General features: G+C 69.0%; 13 protein-coding genes, 1 tRNA gene and 1 pseudogene. 1 reads left to right on the top strand and 14 read right to left on the bottom strand.

What is annotated here, in order from left to right; genetic code table 11:
* The 13 genes and pseudogenes from VMI11_13280 to VMI11_13220 form a co-directional block, all read right to left on the bottom strand.
* Positions 1-783: elongation factor Tu (locus tag VMI11_13280; GenBank protein HTY73378.1), on the bottom strand; the 783-nt coding region annotated here is incomplete at its 3' end.
* Positions 784-936: 153 nt separating this feature from the next.
* Positions 937-3,039, bottom strand: coding sequence for an elongation factor G (gene fusA, locus VMI11_13275; protein HTY73377.1), 2,103 nt, complete (start codon positions 3,037-3,039; stop codon positions 937-939).
* A 54-nt stretch (positions 3,040-3,093) separates the two neighbouring features.
* Positions 3,094-3,564, bottom strand: coding sequence for a 30S ribosomal protein S7 (gene rpsG / locus VMI11_13270; GenBank protein ID HTY73376.1), 471 nt, complete (start codon positions 3,562-3,564; stop codon positions 3,094-3,096).
* Positions 3,564-3,938, bottom strand: a complete 375-nt coding sequence (gene rpsL / locus VMI11_13265; protein HTY73375.1) for a 30S ribosomal protein S12 — start codon at positions 3,936-3,938, stop codon at positions 3,564-3,566. Before rpsL ends, rpsG begins: the two co-directional genes overlap by 1 nt.
* Before the next feature lie 264 nt (positions 3,939-4,202).
* Positions 4,203-8,078, bottom strand: coding sequence for a DNA-directed RNA polymerase subunit beta' (locus VMI11_13260; GenBank protein HTY73374.1), 3,876 nt, complete (start codon positions 8,076-8,078; stop codon positions 4,203-4,205).
* An 86-nt stretch (positions 8,079-8,164) separates the two neighbouring features.
* Positions 8,165-11,641, bottom strand: a complete 3,477-nt coding sequence (rpoB, locus tag VMI11_13255; GenBank protein ID HTY73373.1) for a DNA-directed RNA polymerase subunit beta — start codon at positions 11,639-11,641, stop codon at positions 8,165-8,167.
* 503 nt (positions 11,642-12,144) lie between these two features.
* The gene (gene rplL, locus VMI11_13250; protein ID HTY73372.1) at positions 12,145-12,534 is read right to left on the bottom strand and encodes a 50S ribosomal protein L7/L12; all 390 of its coding nucleotides are present in this window, start codon (positions 12,532-12,534) and stop codon (positions 12,145-12,147) included.
* 359 nt (positions 12,535-12,893) lie between these two features.
* Positions 12,894-13,397: pseudogene (rplJ, locus tag VMI11_13245) on the bottom strand (50S ribosomal protein L10).
* Positions 13,398-13,641: 244 nt separating this feature from the next.
* Entirely contained in the window at positions 13,642-14,358 is a 717-nt protein-coding gene (gene rplA, locus VMI11_13240) for a 50S ribosomal protein L1 (protein HTY73371.1), read from the bottom strand.
* A gap of 121 nt (positions 14,359-14,479) precedes the next feature.
* Positions 14,480-14,911: a 50S ribosomal protein L11 gene (gene rplK, locus VMI11_13235; GenBank protein HTY73370.1), complete on the bottom strand. Its 432-nt coding sequence runs from the start codon at positions 14,909-14,911 to the stop codon at positions 14,480-14,482.
* 34 nt (positions 14,912-14,945) lie between these two features.
* Positions 14,946-15,734, bottom strand: coding sequence for a transcription termination/antitermination protein NusG (gene nusG, locus VMI11_13230; GenBank protein ID HTY73369.1), 789 nt, complete (start codon positions 15,732-15,734; stop codon positions 14,946-14,948).
* Between the two features lie 53 nt (positions 15,735-15,787).
* Positions 15,788-16,045, bottom strand: coding sequence for a preprotein translocase subunit SecE (gene secE, locus VMI11_13225; protein HTY73368.1), 258 nt, complete (start codon positions 16,043-16,045; stop codon positions 15,788-15,790).
* A gap of 57 nt (positions 16,046-16,102) precedes the next feature.
* Positions 16,103-16,175: transfer RNA gene (locus VMI11_13220), tRNA-Trp, on the bottom strand.
* A gap of 216 nt (positions 16,176-16,391) precedes the next feature.
* On the opposite strand from VMI11_13220, the gene VMI11_13215 reads away from it, so the two are divergent.
* Entirely contained in the window at positions 16,392-17,603 is a 1,212-nt protein-coding gene (locus VMI11_13215; protein ID HTY73367.1) for a pyridoxal phosphate-dependent aminotransferase, read from the top strand.
* A 5-nt stretch (positions 17,604-17,608) separates the two neighbouring features.
* On the opposite strand, the gene VMI11_13210 is transcribed toward VMI11_13215, so the two are convergent.
* The coding region (locus VMI11_13210) for a UDP-N-acetylenolpyruvoylglucosamine reductase (protein ID HTY73366.1) at positions 17,609-18,068 on the bottom strand (460 nt) is incomplete at its 5' end.

The following is an 18,068-nucleotide window of genomic DNA, read 5'->3' as shown; positions in this document are numbered from 1 at the left end:
GCCGGTGACCGTGGTGCTCTGCTTCTCCGGGCGGATGCCGACGATCTCGACGGTCTCGTTGACCTTGATCACGCCGCGCTCGATGCGGCCGGTCACGACGGTGCCGCGGCCGGTGATCGTGAAGACGTCCTCGATCGGCATCAGGAACGGCTTCTCGGTCTCACGCACCGGCGTCGGGATGTTGTCGTCGACGGCCTGCATGAGCTCCAGCAGCTTCGCGCTCCACTCCGGGTCGCCCTCGAGCGCCTTGAGCGCCGACACGCGCACGACCGGGACGTCATCGCCGGGGAACTCGTACTCGCTGAGCAGCTCGCGGACCTCGAGCTCGACGAGCTCGAGGATCTCCTCGTCGTCGACCATGTCCGCCTTGTTCAGTGCCACGACGATGTAGGGGACGCCGACCTGGCGGGCCAGGAGGACGTGCTCCTTGGTCTGCGGCATCGGGCCGTCGGTCGCCGCGACCACCAGGATGGCGCCGTCCATCTGGGCCGCGCCGGTGATCATGTTCTTGATGTAGTCAGCGTGACCGGGGCAGTCGACGTGGGCGTAGTGGCGTGCCTCGGTCTGGTACTCGACGTGCGCGATCGAGATGGTGATGCCGCGCTGTCGCTCCTCGGGCGCCTTGTCGATCTGGTCGAAGGGTGTGAAGGGGTTGATGTCCGGGTACTTGTCGTGCAGCACTCGGGTGATCGCCGCGGTCAGGGTCGTCTTCCCGTGGTCGATGTGCCCGATGGTGCCGATGTTGACGTGCGGCTTAGTCCGCTCGAACTTCGCCTTCGCCACTGCTGTCCTCCTAGGACGTACGTACGCCGTTCGGTGCTGGCGTTCGGTCGGGGGTGGGCCGGTGCTGGTGCTCGTACCCGTGGGTTGTTGTCTCGGGGGGTTGTTGTCTCGGGCCTCGGCTACTCGCCTCGAGCCGCTCGCCCTGGTTCTCGGCTACTCGCCTCGAGCCTTGGCGATGATCTCCTGCGCCACGTTGGTCGGGACCTGGGCGTAGGAGTGGAACTGCATGGAGTAGCTGGCCCGGCCCTGCGTCTTGCTCCGGAGGTCTCCGACATAGCCGAACATCTCCGACAGGGGCACGAGCGCGGTGACGATGCGCGAGCCCATCCGCTCGTCCATCGACTGGATCTGGCCACGACGGCTGTTGAGGTCGCCGATGACATCGCCCATGAAGTCCTCGGGGGTGGTGACCTCGACGGCCATCATGGGCTCCATCAGCACCGGCGCGGCACGCCGTGCCGCCTCCTTGAACGCCATCGAACCGGCGATCTTGAAGGCGAGCTCGGAAGAGTCGACCTCGTGGTAGGCCCCGTCCTGCAGGGTCACCTTGACGTCGACGAGGGGGTAGCCGGCCACGACGCCGAACTCCATGGCGTCCTGGCAGCCGGCGTCCACCGAGGGGATGTACTCCCGGGGGATGCGGCCGCCGGTGACGGCGTTGACGAACTCGTATCCGCCGTCCCCGTCACCGCCGGTCGGCTCGATGTCGATGATCACGCGGGCGTACTGCCCCGAGCCACCCGTCTGCTTCTTGTGGGTGTACTCCACCTTGGTCACCGGCTTGGTGATGGTCTCGCGGTAGGCCACCTGCGGCTTGCCGACGTTGGCCTCGACGTTGAACTCCCGGCGCATCCGGTCGACGAGGACGTCGAGGTGCAGCTCGCCCATGCCCGCGATGATCGTCTGGCCGGTCTCCTCGTCGGTCCGGACCTGGAAAGTCGGGTCCTCCTCGGACAGACGCTGGATGGCCGTGCCCAGCTTCTCCTGGTCGCTCTTGGTCTTCGGCTCCACGGCCACGTGGATGACCGGGGCCGGGAAGGTCATCGACTCCAGGATCACCGGCGCGCTGTCGGAGCACAGGGTGTCCCCGGTGGTCGTGTCCTTGAGACCCATGACCGCGACGATGTGGCCCGCTCCGACGCGGTCGATCTCCTCACGCTTGTTCGCGTGCATCTTGTAGATCTTGCCGATGCGCTCCTTGCGGCCCTTGGTGCTGTTGAGCACCTGGGTCCCCGACGTGAGCGCCCCGGAGTAGACGCGGATATAGGTGAGCTTGCCGAGGTGGGGGTCGCTCATGATCTTGAAGGCCAGCGCCGAGAACGGCTCGCTCTCGGAGGGCTTGCGCTCCACCACGGTGCTCTCATCACCCACGGCGTGGCCCTGGATGGCGTCGACGTCCAGCGGGGAGGGCAGGTAGCGCACGACGGCGTCGAGCATGGGCTGGACGCCCTTGTTCTTGAACGCCGAGCCGCACAGCACCGGCGTCAGCTTGCTCGTGACGGTTGCCCGGCGGATCGCCGCGATGAGCTCCTCCTCGCTGGGCTCCTTGCCCTCGAGGTAGTCCTCCATCGCCTGGTCGTCGTTCTCGGCGAGGGTCTCCAGCAGCTCGTCCCTAGCGGTTCGGGCCGCCTCCACGTGGGTGGCCGGGATGTCGATGGTGTCGTACATCTCGCCCTTGGGGGCGTCGGCCGACCAGACCAGCGCCTTCATGCCGACCAGGTCGACCACGCCGGTGAACTCGGCCTCGGTGCCGATCGGCAGCTGCAGGACCAGTGGGGTAGCGGCGAGCCGGGTGCGGATCATGTCCACGCAGCGGTGGAACTCCGCGCCGACACGGTCCAGCTTGTTCACGAAACAGATGCGCGGTACGGCGTACCGGTCGGCCTGGCGCCACACCGTCTCCGACTGCGGCTCGACGCCGGCGACCCCGTCGAAGACCGCGACCGCGCCGTCGAGCACGCGCAGCGAGCGCTCCACCTCGACGGTGAAGTCGACGTGGCCCGGGGTGTCGATGATGTTGATCGTGTGGCCGTCCCACTGGCAGGTGGTCGCGGCGGAGGTGATGGTGATGCCACGTTCCTGCTCCTGCGGCATCCAGTCCATCGTCGCGGCGCCCTCGTGCACCTCGCCGATCTTGTAGTTGATGCCGGTGTAGAACAGGATCCGCTCGGTCGTGGTGGTCTTGCCCGCGTCGATGTGGGCCATGATCCCGATGTTGCGGACCTTGGCCAGGGCGGCGGCGGTTTCGGTGGCCACGGGGGCGTCTTCCTCGTTCTCTCGTCGTCTGGGGGGCTGGGGCGGCTCGCGCCGCTACCAGCGGTAGTGGGCGAAGGCCTTGTTGGACTCCGCCATCTTGTGGGTGTCCTCGCGCCGCTTGACGCTGGCGCCGAGGCCGTTGCTCGCGTCGAGCAGCTCGTTCATCAGGCGCTCGGTCATCGTCTTCTCGCGCCGCTGGCGGGAGTACATGACCAGCCAGCGCAACGCGAGCGTGCTCGAGCGGCCGGCTCGCACCTCGACCGGCACCTGGTAGGTGGCGCCGCCCACGCGGCGGGGCCGGACCTCGAGGGTGGGCTTGACGTTGTCGAGCGCCCGCTTGAGGGTCACCACGGGGTCGGTTCCCGTCTTGGTCCGGCAGCCCTCGAGCGCGCCGTAGACGATGCGCTCCGCGACGGACTTCTTCCCGTCGAGGAGGACCTTGTTGACCAGGGCGGTGACCAGCGGGGAGTTGTAGACCGGGTCGACGACGACCGGGTGCTTGGGCGCGGGGCCCTTGCGGGGCATCAGCTCTTCTCCTTCTTCGCGCCGTAGCGGCTGCGGGCCTGCTTGCGGTTCTTCACGCCCTGGGTGTCGAGCGACCCACGGATGATCTTGTAACGGACCCCGGGCAGGTCCTTCACCCGACCGCCACGGACGAGCACGATCGAGTGCTCCTGCAGGTTGTGGCCGACCCCGGGGATGTAGGCCGTGACCTCGATCTGGCTGGTCAGGCGCACCCGGGCGACCTTGCGCAGGGCGGAGTTCGGCTTCTTCGGCGTCGTGGTGTACACGCGCGTGCAGACGCCCCGCCGCTGGGGGCTGCCCTTGAGGGCGGGCGTCTTGGTCTTGCCGATCTTGTCCTGGCGGCCCTTGCGGACCAGCTGCTGGATCGTGGGCACTACGTCTCCGGGTCTCTTCGTGATCTTGTCGTGGGCGTCGGTCGGGGCACTCGGTCGTCGTGGGGCCCCACGTCCGACCCCCGAGGTCGGGCGTGTCGGCTGCTCCCCCACGGACTGCGGTCCGTCATGAGAGCGGGACGGCGCTCGTGCGAGCGCGCGCATGAGGCCCGGGGGACCCCAGGCCCGACGCGGAGAGGCTACCCGCGCCGCGCAGGAGGGGTCAAAGCGGGGCGGTAGCGCCGTGGCGCGACCACCCCGCCCTGGTCACCGGCTGTAGGGGTCGTAGTCGAACTCCTCGAGGGTCACGGCCTGGCCGCTGCCGCCGCCGAAGGACGCCGTGTAGTCCACGTCGTCGTAGACGGACAGGGAGTACACCGCGGCCTTGGCCTCCTCGGTGGGCTCCACCCGGATGTCGCGGTAGCGGGGCAGCCCCGTACCGGCCGGGATCAGCTTGCCGATGATGACGTTCTCCTTCAGGCCGAGCAGCGGGTCGGACTTGGCGTGGATGGCCGCGTCCGTGAGGACCCGCGTCGTCTCCTGGAAGGAGGCCGCCGACAGCCACGAGTCGGTGGCCAGCGAGGCCTTCGTGATCCCCATCAGCTCCGGGCGGCCCGCCGCCGGCGCACCGCCCTCGGCGACCACCCGGCGGTTCTCCGCCTCGAAGCTGGCGCGCTCGACGAGCTCGCCGGGCAGCATCTCTGAGTCGCCGGACTCCAGGATGGTCACCCGCTTGAGCATCTGCCGGACGATCACCTCGATGTGCTTGTCGTGGATCGACACGCCCTGGCTGCGGTAGACGTCCTGGACCTGCTCGACCAGATGACGCTGGACCGCGCGCGGGCCGAGGATGCGCAGCACCTGCTTGGGGTCGACAGCGCCGACGATGAGCTGCTGGCCCACCTCGACGTGGTCGCCCTCGCCGACCAGGAGCCGGCCGCGCTTGGAGACCGCGTACGCGACCTCGTCCGACCCGTCGTCCGGGACGACGACGATCTTGCGGGCCTTGTCCGAGTCCTCGATGCGGACCCGGCCGGCCGCCTCGCTGATCGGGGCCACGCCCTTGGGCGTCCGGGCCTCGAACAGCTCGACCACCCGGGGCAGGCCGTGCGTGATGTCCTCGCCGGCCACACCGCCGGTGTGGAAGGTCCGCATGGTGAGCTGGGTTCCCGGCTCGCCGATGGACTGGGCGGCGATGATCCCCACCGCCTCACCCACGTCGACCAGCTTCCCGGTCGCCATCGAACGCCCGTAGCACATGGCGCAGGTCCCCACCCGACTGTCACAGGTCAGGACGCTGCGGACCTTCACCTGCTCCACGCCGTGGGCGACCATCGCGTCGATGAGCGGGATGGACACGTCGGCGCCAGCCACCGCGATGACCTCGCCGTCGATGGTGACGTCCTCGGCGAGGGTGCGCGAGTACGCCGTGCTCTCGACGTCGTCGGCCTTGCGCAGCCCGCCGTCCGCCGTGCGCACCGCGATCGGGAACGTCAGGCCGCGGTCGGTGCCGCAGTCGTCCTCGCGGATGATCACGTCCTGCGAGACGTCGACCAGACGGCGGGTCAGGTAGCCGGAGTCCGCCGTGCGCAGTGCTGTGTCGGCCAGACCCTTGCGCGCGCCGTGGGTCGAGATGAAGTACTCCAGCACCGACAGGCCCTCGCGGAAGTTGGCCTTGATCGGGCGCGGGATGATCTCGCCCTTCGGGTTGGCCACGAGTCCGCGCATGCCCGCGATCTGGCGGACCTGCATCATGTTCCCTCGGGCACCAGAGTGGACCATCATCCAGACCGGGTTGCCGGTCGGGAAGTTGGCCTCCATCTCGCGCGCGACCTCGTTGGTCGCCTGGGTCCAGATCTCGATCAGCTCCTGGCGACGCTCGTCGTCGGTGATCAGACCGGTCTCGTACTGGCTCTGGACCTTCTCCGCCTTGGCCTCGTAGGAGTTGAGGATCTCGGTCTTGCGCGGCGGGGTGACCACGTCCTCGATCCCGATCGTGACGCCCGCCCGAGTCGCCCAGTGGAAGCCGGCCGCCTTGAGGGCGTCGAGGGTGGCCGCGACCTGGACCTTGGGGTAGCGCTCGGCGAGGTCGTTGACGATCGCCGACAGCTGCTTCTTGCCGACCTCCTCGTCGACGTAGGCGTAGTCGACCGGCAGGGCCTCGTTGAACAGGGCCCGACCGAGGGTGGTGGTGATGAGGAACGGGTCGCCCTCCACCCAGCCCTCCGGCATGGTCGTCCCCGGCGGGGGGACGACGTCGCGAAGGCGAAGCTGGACGCGCGCGCGCAGGTCGAGCTCGCGGTTGTCGTAGGCCATGATCGCCTCGGAGACGCTGGCGAAGGACCGACCCTCCCCGACCGCGCCGTCGAGCTGGGTCGTGAGGTAGTACAGGCCCAGCACCATGTCCTGCGTCGGCGCCGTGATCGGGCGCCCGTGCGCGGGCGAGAGGATGTTGTTCGAGGACAGCATCAGGATGCGTGCCTCGGCCTGGGCCTCGGCCGACAACGGCAGGTGCACCGCCATCTGGTCGCCGTCGAAGTCGGCGTTGAACGCCGTGCAGACCAGCGGGTGGATCTGGATCGCCTTGCCCTCGACAAGCTGCGGCTCGAAGGCCTGGATGCCCAGCCGGTGCAGCGTCGGGGCGCGGTTGAGTAGCACCGGGTGCTCGGAGATGACCTCCTCGAGGACGTCCCAGACGACCGGCCGGGCCCGCTCGACCATCCGCTTGGCGGACTTGATGTTCTGGGCGTGGTTGAGGTCGACCAGCCGCTTCATCACGAAGGGCTTGAACAGCTCCAGCGCCATCTGCTTGGGCAGTCCGCACTGGTGCAGCTTGAGCTGGGGGCCGACGACGATCACCGACCGCCCGGAGTAGTCCACCCGCTTGCCGAGCAGGTTCTGCCGGAATCGACCCTGCTTGCCCTTGAGCATGTCGGACAGCGACTTCAGCGGCCGGTTGCCCGGGCCGGTGACGGGGCGCCCGCGGCGGCCGTTGTCGAACAGCGCGTCGACCGCCTCCTGGAGCATGCGCTTCTCGTTGTTGACGATGATCTCGGGCGCGCCGAGGTCGAGGAGCCGCTTGAGCCGGTTGTTGCGGTTGATCACCCGGCGGTAGAGGTCGTTGAGGTCGCTGGTGGCGAAGCGACCGCCGTCGAGCTGCACCATCGGACGCAGGTCCGGCGGGATGACGGGGACGCAGTCCAGGACCATCCCCATCGGGCTGTTGGTCGTGTTGAGGAACGCCGACACGACCTTGAGCCGCTTGAGAGCGCGCGTCTTGCGCTGGCCCTTGCCGGTCCGGATCACCTCGCGCAGCTTCTCCGCCTCGCCCTCGAGGTCGAAGGTCTCCAGCCGCTTCTGGATCGCCGCGGCGCCCATACCGCCGGAGAAGTACATCCCGAACCGGTCCCGCATCTCGCGGTAGAGCAGCTCGTCGCCCTCGAGGTCTTGCACCTTGAGGTTCTTGAACCGGTCCCACACCTCTTCGAGGCGGGCGATCTCGGCGTCGGCCCGGCGGCGGATCTGCGCCATCTCGCGCTCGGCACCTTCACGGACCTTGCGGCGTACGTCGCCCTTGGCGCCTTCACCCTCGAGCTCGGCGAGGTCGGCCTCGAGCTTCTTGCTCCGGGTGTCGACGTCGGCATCACGTCGGTTGGCCACCTGCTGCTTCTCGACGGAGATCTTGGCCTCGAGCGAGGGCAGGTCGCGGTGGCGGGCCTCTTCGTCGACCTGGGTGATCATGTACGCCGCGAAGTAGATGACCTTCTCCAGGTCCTTCGGCGCGAGGTCGAGCAGGTAGCCGAGCCGGCTCGGCACGCCCTTGAAGTACCAGATATGGGTCACCGGCGCGGCCAGCTCGATGTGGCCCATCCGCTCGCGACGCACCTTGGCCCGGGTCACCTCGACCCCGCAGCGCTCGCAGATGATGCCCTTGAACCGCACCCGCTTGTACTTGCCGCAGTAGCACTCCCAGTCCCGGGTGGGACCGAAGATCTTCTCGCAGAAGAGGCCGTCCTTCTCCGGCTTCAAGGTGCGGTAGTTGATCGTCTCGGGCTTCTTGACCTCGCCGTGCGACCACTGGCGGATGTCGTCAGCGGTGGCCAGGCCGATGCGCAGCTCGTCGAAGAAGTTGACGTCGAGCACGGAGTTCCTTCTCTCGGATTCCTTGGTGCACTGTGCTACTGGGGGGTGGCCGACGGGCGGCCGGTGACAGCAGGGCTGCCGGTGGGTCAGACCTCTTCGACGCTGTTCGGCTCACGGCGTGACAAGTCGATGCCGAGCTCCTCGGCGGCGCGGAACACGTCCTCGTCGGTGTCGCGCATCTCGATCGCCAGACCGTCGCTGGAGAGCACCTCGACGTTGAGGCAAAGCGACTGCATCTCCTTGATCAAGACCTTGAACGACTCCGGGATCCCGGGCTCGGGGATGTTCTCGCCCTTGACGATGGCCTCGTAGACCTTCACCCGGCCCAGCACGTCGTCGGACTTGATGGTGAGCAGCTCCTGCAGGGCGTAGGAGGCGCCGTAGGCCTCCAGAGCCCAGACCTCCATCTCGCCGAAGCGCTGGCCGCCGAACTGGGCCTTCCCGCCCAGGGGCTGCTGCGTGATCATCGAGTACGGGCCGGTCGACCGCGCGTGGATCTTGTCATCGACGAGGTGCAGCAGCTTGAGGATGTAGATGTAGCCGACCGAGATCGGGTCCTTGAACGGCTCACCTGAGCGCCCGTCGAACAGCCGCGCCTTGCCCGAGGAGCCGATCAGCTGCTGGCCGTCGGCGTTGGGCAGGGTGGAGCCGAGGAGCCCGGTGATCTCGTCCTCGCGCGCACCGTGGAACACCGGGGTCGCCACGTTGGTGCCCGGCGCGCCCACGCTCGCCCCGATGCGCTCCAGGCTTCGCTTCCACTCCTCGTCGGAGCCGTCGACCTGCCACCCGGTCTTGGCCACCCAGCCCAGGTGGGTCTCCAGGACCTGCCCGACGTTCATCCGGCCCGGGACGCCCAGCGGGTTGAGCACGATGTCGACCGGTGTGCCGTCCTCGAGGAACGGCATGTCCTCGACCGGGAGGATCTTGGCGATGACGCCCTTGTTCCCGTGTCGCCCGGCGAGCTTGTCGCCGTCGGTGATCTTGCGCTTCTGCGCGACGTAGACCCGGACCAGCTGGTTGACGCCGGGGGGCAGCTCGTCGCCCTCCTCGCGGTCGAAGACGCGGACCCCGATGATCTTGCCGGACTCCCCGTGCGGCACCTTGAGCGAGGTGTCGCGCACCTCGCGCGCCTTCTCGCCGAAGATGGCCCGCAGCAGGCGCTCCTCCGGGGTGAGCTCGGTCTCGCCCTTGGGCGTCACCTTGCCGACCAGGATGTCGCCGGGGACGACGTCGGCGCCGATGCGGATGATGCCGCGCTCGTCCAGGTCGGCGAGGATCTCCTCGGAGACGTTCGGGATGTCCCGCGTGATCTCCTCCGGTCCGAGCTTGGTGTCACGCGCGTCGACCTCGTGCTCCTCGATGTGGATCGAGGACAAGACGTCGTCCTGGACGAGGCGCTGCGACAAGATGATCGCGTCCTCGTAGTTGTGACCCTCCCAGGGCATGAACGCGACGAGCAGGTTCTTGCCGAGCGCCATCTCGCCGTTCTGGGTGCACGGGCCGTCGGCGATCACCTCGCCGACCTCGACCCGGTCGCCCTCGACGACGATGACCTTCTGGTTGAACGAGGTCCCCTGGTTGGAGCGGACGAACTTCGCGATCCGGTACGTCGTGTGGGTGGCGTCGTCGTTGGCGACCGTGACGTGGTCGGCCGAGACCTCCTCCACGACACCTGCCTTGGCGGCGACCACGACGTCGCCGGCGTCGACGGCGGCACGAAACTCCATGCCCGTGCCGACGAGCGGCGCCTCGGCGCGCAGGAGCGGCACCGCCTGGCGCTGCATGTTCGAGCCCATCAGCGCCCGGTTGGCGTCGTCGTGCTCGAGGAAGGGGATCATCGCGGTCGCGACCGAGACCATCTGCCGCGGGGAGACGTCCATGTAGTCGACGTCGGAGGGCTGGACGTAGTCGACCTCGCCGTTGCGGCGCCGGACCAGGACACGGGCCTCAGCGAAGGTCCCGTCCTCGGTGAGCGGCGCGTTCGCCTGCGCGATGACGTGCAGGTCCTCCTCGTCGGCGGTGAGGTAGGTGACCGCGTCGCTGACCCGGCCGTTCTCGACCCGCCGGTAGGGCGTCTCGACGAACCCGAAGGCGTTGACCCGCCCGTAGGTCGCGAGGGAGCCGATGAGCCCGATGTTGGGACCCTCCGGCGTCTCGATCGGGCACATCCGGCCGTAGTGGGACGGGTGCACGTCGCGCACCTCGAAGCCCGCCCGCTCCCGCGACAGGCCACCGGGACCGAGCGCGGACAGCCGGCGCTTGTGGGTCAGGCCGGCCAGCGGATTGGTCTGGTCCATGAACTGCGAGAGCTGGCTGGTGCCGAAGAACTCCTTGATGGAGGCCACCACCGGCCGGATGTTGATCAGGGTCTGCGGTGTGATCGCCTCGACGTCCTGGGTGGTCATCCGCTCGCGGACCACGCGCTCCATGCGGGCCAGGCCGGTGCGGACCTGGTTCTGGATGAGCTCGCCGACCGTTCGCAGGCGCCGGTTGCCGAAGTGGTCGATGTCGTCGGTCTCGGTGCGGACCTCACCGCTCGCCAGGGTGATGACGCCCTCGCCCGCGTGCAGCGAGACGAGGTAACGGATCGCCGCGGCGATGTCGTCGAGGGTGAGGACGCCCTGGGAGAGGGGCAGGTCGAGGCCCAGCTTCTTGTTCACCTTGTAGCGCCCGACCTTGGCCAGGTCGTAGCGCTTGGGGTTGAAGTAGAGGTTGTCGAGCAGCGTCTGCGCGGCCTCCTTGGTCGGGGGCTCACCCGGGCGCAGCTTGCGGTAGATGTCGAGCAGCGCGTCGTCCTGGCCGGTCGTGTGGTCCTTCTCCAGGGTCAGCCGCATCGACTCGAAGTCGCCGAACTCGGCGAGGATCTTCTCGTTGTCCCACCCCAGCGCCTTGAGCAGCACGGTGACCGACTGCTTGCGCTTGCGGTCCAGCCGGACACCGACCATGTCCTTCTTGTCGATCTCGAACTCCAGCCAGGCACCCCGCGACGGGATGATCTTGGCCTCGAAGACGTCCTTGTCCGAGGTCTTGTCGGCGGTCCGGCTGAAGTAGACGCCCGGGCTGCGGACCAGCTGGGACACCACGACCCGCTCGGTGCCGTTGATGATGAAGGTGCCCTTGTCGGTCATGAGCGGGAAGTCGCCCATGAAGACCGTCTGGCTCTTGATCTCACCGGTCTCGTTGTTCATGAACTCGGCCGTGACGAACAGCGGCGCGGCGTAGGTGAAGTCGCGCTCCTTGCACTCCTCGATGGAGTTCTTGGCCGGCTCGAAGCGGTGGTCGCGGAAGGTCAGCGACATCGAGCCCGAGAAGTCCTCGATGGGGCTGATCTCCTCGAAGATCTCCTCGAGGCCGGACCGGTCAGGGACCGACAGCCCCGAGGCCTTGGCCGCCTCGACCCGAGCCTTCCAGGCGTCGTTGCCGAGCAGCCAGTCGAAGGAGTCGGTCTGCAGTGCCAGGAGGTTCGGGACCTCCAGCGGTTCGCGGATCTTGGCGAAGGAGACCCGGCCGGAGCCGGAAGTGGTGGAGCGGGGATTCGCGGAGGCAGTGCGCGAGGGGGCCAAGAGGCGTCCTTCCGAAGACTCGCAGGCGGTTCAGGCGCATGCCGGACGGCCCGGGGCGACGTCATGCGGGAACGGCGTCACGGGGCGGAGGAGGGCAGCGCAAAGAGGCAGCATACCCGAGGGGGCACGCCGCTGTCGAACGGGGTCCGTGGAGCCGTGAACCACCGCCGTGCGAGCCGTGCTGAGCCGGCGCGGGTACGCCAGAAGCGTCCGTACGTCGGCTCGGGCGGAAGCGTGACAGGCCGGGCGGGTCGGGTCAAGCACCCCGCCCCACACATCACCCGCACGCTGCGTCCTCGCGCCTCGGTCGGGCGTCGCTGACACGGGTCCCCCGACGGGACAAGCAGAGGCGGGGCCGGGACCCGTCGAGACAAGCAGAGGCGGGGCCGGGGCCCCTCGAGACAAGCAGAGGCGGGCCGGGACCCGTCGGGACAGACAGAGAGGGGGTCGGGCCCGCCGCCCGATCCGACAGGCGGCGGCCCGACCCCTCCCCGAGCTGGGAGCTACTTGACGGTCACCGTGGCGCCGGCGCCCTCGAGGGCGGCCTTGGCCTTCTCGGCCGTCTCCTTGTTGACCTTCTCGAGGACGGTCGCCGGCGTGCCGTCGACGAGGTCCTTGGCCTCCTTCAGCCCGAGGCTGGTCAGCGTGCGGACCTCCTTGATGACCTGGATCTTCTTGTCGCCGGCGCCCTCGAGGACGACGTCGAACTCGTCCTGCTCGGCCTCCGCCTCAGCCGGGGCGGCCGGGGCGGCCGCACCCGGGGCCGCGACCGCCACCGGCGCGGCGGCGGTGACGCCGAAGGTGTCCTCGAAGGACTTGACGAACTCCGAGAGCTCGATGAGGGACATCTCCTTGAACGCATCGAGGAGATCGGCGTTGCTGAGCTTCGCCATGGTGGTTCCTTCCTGACAGGGCCCGGACCGGGCCGCGGGCGCCCTCGGGCGCCCTCGTGGGTGGTCGGGCCTCAGCCCTGGGGATCGGCGGTCTGCGCCGCCTCGGTGTCGTCCGGCTCGGCGGTCTGTGCCGCCTCGGTGTCGTCCGGCTCGGCGGTCTGCGCCGCCTCGGTGTCGTCCGGCTCGGCGGTCTGCGCCGCCTCGGTGTCGTCCTGCTCGGCGGTCTGCGCCGCCTCGGTGTCGTCCGGCTCGGCGTCCTGTGCCGCCTCCTCGGCGGCCTGGGCCCCGGCCGGCGGCTCGGGCGCAACCGCGGCAGGCGTACCGGCACCTCCGGTGAGGATGCTCGGGTCGGCCTCGGCCTTCTGCCGTAGCGCCTCGATGAGCCGGGCGGTCTGCGCCAGCGGCGCCGCGAAGAGCGCGACGGCCCCGGACAGCGAGGCCTTCATGGCCCCGGCCAGCTTGGCCAGCAGGACCTCGCGCGACTCGAGATCGGCGAGGGTGCGCAGCTCGGCGGCCGACAGCGGCCGGCCGTCCATGATCCCGCCCTTGATGACGAGCAGCGGATGCGCCTTCGCGAAGTCGCGGAGGCCTCGGGCCGCCTCGACCGGGTCGCCCTTGACGAAGGCGATGGCAGAGGGACCAGTGAGCAGCTCAGCGAAGCCCTCGACGCCGGCCTCGCGGGCCGCGATCTTGGTGAGGGTGTTCTTGACGACCGCGTAGGACGTGGTCGGCCCGAGGGCCACCCGCAGCGCCTTGAGCTGGCTGACCGTCAGGCCGCGGTACTCGGTGAGAACCGCGGCGGAGGAGGAGCGGAACTCCTCGGTGAGCTCGGCGACGGTCGCCGCCTTGTCCGGCCTCGGCATGGGCCTCCTTCCGGGTGGCGCCGGACGGCGCTCCCGGGCGGACGAGGCCCCCGTCGAACGGCGAAACGCCCCGGCGCAGGCGCACGGGGCGTTGACCGCGTTGGCGGGACGACTCGTTCACCTGCGCGGGCCGGCCCCTCGGGGTCCTTCGGCCGCCCCTGAGGGCGACGACCAGCGGTCTTTGGCTGCCCGAAGACTACGGGCAGCCGCGCCAGCCCGCCAAATCCGAGGCGGGCGGCCGGGGTCAGGCCTCGACGTCCTCGGCCATGAGGTTGCGGGTGCGGTTGGGGTCGACCGGGATGCCGGGGCCCATCGTGGTCGCGAAGGTCGCCTTCTTGACGTAGCGGCCCTTGGCCGCCGCCGGCTTGAGCCGCAGCACCTCATCGACAGCCGCGGCGTAGTTCTCCACGAGGTTCTGGTCGGAGAAGGACGTCTTGCCGATGATGAAGTGCAGGTTCGCGTGCCGGTCCACCCGGAACTCGATCTTGCCGCCCTTGATGTCGGTGACCGCCTTGGCCACGTCGGGGGTCACGGTTCCGGTCTTGGGGTTGGGCATGAGGCCGCGCGGACCGAGGACCCGGCCGAGCCGGCCGACCTTGCCCATGAGGTCCGGGGTGGCGACCACGGCGTCGAAGTCCAGTCGGCCGCCCTCGACCTCGGCGATGAGCTCGTCGGCGCCCACGATGTCCGCGCCGGCGGCGCGGGCCGCCTCCGCCCGCTCACCGGTCGCGAACACCAGCACACGCGCGGTCTTGCCCGTGCCGTGCGGGAGGTTGACGGTGCCGCGGACCATCTGGTCGGCCTTGCGCGGGTCGACGCCGAGGCGCAGGGCGACCTCGACGGTGGCGTCGTACTTCGTGGTCGAGGTCTTGCGCGCGAGGCGGACGGCCTCCAGCGGCGAGTAGAGCGCGTCGGCGTCGATGAGCTCCGCGGCGGCGCGATAGGCCTTGCTGCGCTTCATGGTGCTGCCTTCCTGTCGTTCGGGCCCCAGACCGGCGTCGGCCGGCCGGGCCTGGGGTTTCGGGAGGTCGTGGTACGTGCGGGGCGAAGCAGCCCCTCCCACGTGCCGCGGGTGCGGCGGGTCAGTCCTTGACGGTGATGCCCATCTGGCGGGCGGTGCCGGCGATGATCCGCTCGGCGGCGTCGAGGTCGTTGGCGTTCAGGTCGGGCATCTTGAGCTCGGCGATCTCGCGCACCTGGGCGCGGCTGATCGAGGCGACCTTGACCGTGTGGGGGGTCGGCGAGCCCTTCTCCACCCCGGCCGCCTTGAGGATCAGGCGCGCCGCGGGAGGGGTCTTGGTCACGAAGGTGAACGAGCGGTCCTCATAGACCGAGATCTCGACCGGGACGACCTGGCCGCGCTGCGACTCCGTCGCCGCGTTGTAGGCCTTGCAGAACTCCATGATGTTCACGCCGTGCTGGCCGAGCGCCGGGCCGACCGGGGGCGCGGGCGTGGCCGCGCCGGCGTTGATCTGCAGCTTGATGATCGCCGCGAGCTTCTTCTTGGGGGGCATGCTGGACTTCCTCGAGGGTTCGGTGCGCTGACGGTCAGTTCTTCTGGATCTGGCTGAACGCCAGCTCGACCGGGGTCTCCCGGCCGAAGATCTCGACGAGACCCTTGACCCGCTGGGTGTCCGGGTTGATCTCGTGGATGGTCGCCTGCAGGGTGGCGAACGGCCCGTCGATGACGGTGACCGAGTCGCCGACGGCGAAGTCCAGGACGGCCACCTGCGGCGCGGCCTTCTCCTTGGTCTCCACGGTCGGGCCGAGGATCGCGATGACCTCGTCCACGGTGAGCGGGGTGGGCTGGTGCGCGTGGCCGACGAAGCCGGTCACGCCAGGGGTGTGGCGCACGGCTGACCAGGACTCGTCGGAGAGGTCCATGCGCACGAGGACGTACCCGGGGAACTTGTTGCGCCGCACGTTCTTGCGCTGGCCGTTCTTGATCTCCACCACGTCCTCGGTGGGGACCTCGACCTGGAAGATGTAGTCCTCCATGTTGAGGGAGCTGGTACGGCTCTCGAGGTTGGCCTTCACCCGGTTCTCGTAGCCCGCGTAGGAGTGCACGACGAACCAGTCACCCGGCATCGCGCGCATCTGCACGCGGAAGGCCTCGACCGGGTCCTCGATGACGTCGCCGTCGGGGTCGGTCACGACATCAATGACCTCGGCTCCCAGGACCTCGCCCTCGTCGTCCGTGAGCACCTCGACGAACTCCGTGACCTCGACCTCGTCGCCGGCGGCCACGTCAGTGGAGGCGTGAGCGGGCGCGTCCTGGACGGCAGGCGACTGCTGCGTCGAGGAGCCAGCCTCGGCGAACAGCGGGGAGTCGGTCACGTGCATTCCTTCACTTCAACGAATCGGATGGTGCGGGTCGGCGATCGGCCGAGCTAACCGAAGATCTTCAGGACCAATTTGCCGAACCCGTAGTCCAGCACTGCGACATAGCCCATCAGCACGCTGACGAACACGACGACGACGATCGTGTAGGTCACGAGCTCCTTGCGCGTCGGCCAGACGACCTTGCGCAGCTCGCTGACGACCTGCCGGTAATAGAGCCCCATGCGCGCGAAGAGGTTGGGCTTCTTCGCAGCGGCAGGCTTGCGCCCACGCTCAGGGGTTGCGGTGGCCCCGCGACTCTCAGCCACTCGTCCTCACCTCGGTCATCTCGCTTGCTGATAGTGCTGGTGTCGTGCCCGAAGGCGCAGGTGCGACAGGACTTGAACCTGCAACCTTCGGTTTTGGAGACCGACGCTCTGCCAGTTGAGCCACGCCCCTCCGGCAGTTCGTCGACCCAGCGCCTGACTCCCCGCGGGCCTTGGACGGACCGATCTGGGCAGGCTGGCGCAGGGGCGGCAGGCCGCCAGACGGTCGAGTGTACGGGGTGGCTCGGGTCGGAGTCGAACCGCGATCACGACCCGTTGAGGCTCGGTATCGGCACCCGCGGCGCTACCTGCGGCCATGCCACCACTCACACGATGGGACGATGGAGCCATGAGCAGCCAGCATGCACGCGTGTCCCACCGGATCGGCTCGATCTCGGAGTCGGCGACCCTCGCCGTGGACGCCAAGGCGAAGGCCCTGCAGGCGGCCGGGCGTCCAGTCGTGGTCTTCGGCGCGGGCGAGCCGGACTTCCCGACACCCGACTACATCGTCGAGGCGGCGATCGAAGCGTGCCGGGTGCCGCGCAACCATCACTACACGCCGGCGGGCGGCACACCCGAGCTGAAGGCCGCGATCGCGCAGAAGACGTTGCGCGACTCGGGCTTCCAGGTCGAGCCGAGCCAGGTGCTGGTCACCAACGGCGGCAAGCACGCGCTGTACAACACGTTCGCGACGCTGCTCGACCCCGGCGACGAGGTACTGCTGCCCGCGCCTTACTGGACGACCTACCCCGAGTCGATCCGACTCGCGGGTGGTGTGCCGGTCGACGTCCTCACTGACGAGACCACCGGCTACCGGGCGAGCATCGAGATGCTCGAGGCCCACACCACCGACCGCACGAAGATGCTCGTCTTCGTGTCACCGTCCAACCCGACCGGCGCGGTCTACACGCCCGAGCAGGTGCGCGAGATCGGCGAGTGGGCGGCCACCCGCGGCCTGTGGGTCGTTACCGACGAGATCTACGAGCACCTGGTCTACGGCGACGCGCACTTCGCGTCGATGCCGACGCTGGTGCCCGAGATCGCGGACCGTTGCGTCGTCGTCAACGGGGTTGCGAAGACGTATGCGATGACTGGCTGGCGCGTGGGCTGGATGATCGGACCCAACGACGTCATCAAAGCCGCAACGAACCTGCAGTCGCACGCGACCTCGAACGTCGCCAACGTCGCGCAGGCGGCCGCGCTCGCCGCGGTGTCCGGCGACCTGTCGGCAGTCGCCGAGATGCGCACCGCCTTCGACCGTCGTCGCCTGCAGATGACCGCGATGCTCAACGAGATCGAGGGCGTCACGTGCCCGACGCCGGAGGGTGCGTTCTACTGCTACCCGTCCGTGAAGAGCCTGCTGGGACTCGACATCCGCGGCCACCGTCCGACGACGTCGGCCGAGCTCTGCGAGGTCATGCTCGAAGAGGCCGAGGTCGCGGTGGTGCCAGGCGAGGCCTTCGGCACGCCCGGCTACGTGCGCCTGTCCTATGCACTCAGCGACGAGGACCTCGTCGAAGGGGTCTCGCGGCTGCAGAAGCTGTTTGCTGACGCACGCTGAGTCGGCTAGAGGTCGCAGCCGACGAGGATGGGCTCCGGCACCAGGTCGACGCGGAAGCGATCGCGCACACCTGATCTGATCTCGCGCGCGAGTGCGAGGACATCGTTGGTCGTCGCGCGGCCGCGATTGGTGATTGCAAGTGCGTGCTTGCTCGACAGTCTCGCTTGCCCAGTGCCGTAGCCGCGCGCGAACCCGGCGTGCTCGATCAACCAAGCAGCGGACGTCTTGACCGTCCCGTCGACCTGCGGCCAGCGCGGTGCGTCCGGCGGCAGCTGCGCGCTGGTGACGAGGTCGAGCAGCGGATTGACGAAGAACGACCCCGCGCTCCACGTGTCATGGTCGGCCGGGTCGAGCACCATCCCCTTGGACCTGCGCAGCTCGAGCACCGCACGCGAGACGTCGGCAAGTGGCGCGCGACCACCCATCGGCACCTTGAGTGCGTTCGCGAGCTGCTCGTAGCGAATA

The organism is Actinomycetes bacterium (assembly GCA_035506535.1).
In the GTDB taxonomy this organism is placed as follows: domain Bacteria; phylum Actinomycetota; class Actinomycetes; order DATJPE01; family DATJPE01; genus DATJPE01.
Note: the sequence above shows the minus strand (reverse complement) of the source record. Positions and strands in the feature narration are given on the sequence as shown.

Bases quoted from the DNA above. Each gene is read 5' to 3' on its own strand.
- rpsG (HTY73376.1), bottom strand. From the start codon at position 3,564: ATGCCCCGCAAGGGCCCCGCGCCCAAGCACCCGGTCGTCGTCGACCCG.
- rplL (HTY73372.1), bottom strand. From the start codon at position 12,534: ATGGCGAAGCTCAGCAACGCCGATCTCCTCGATGCGTTCAAGGAGATG.
- rplA (HTY73371.1), bottom strand. From the start codon at position 14,358: ATGAAGCGCAGCAAGGCCTATCGCGCCGCCGCGGAGCTCATCGACGCC.
- rplK (HTY73370.1), bottom strand. From the start codon at position 14,911: ATGCCCCCCAAGAAGAAGCTCGCGGCGATCATCAAGCTGCAGATCAAC.
- VMI11_13215 (HTY73367.1), top strand. From the start codon at position 16,392: ATGAGCAGCCAGCATGCACGCGTGTCCCACCGGATCGGCTCGATCTCG.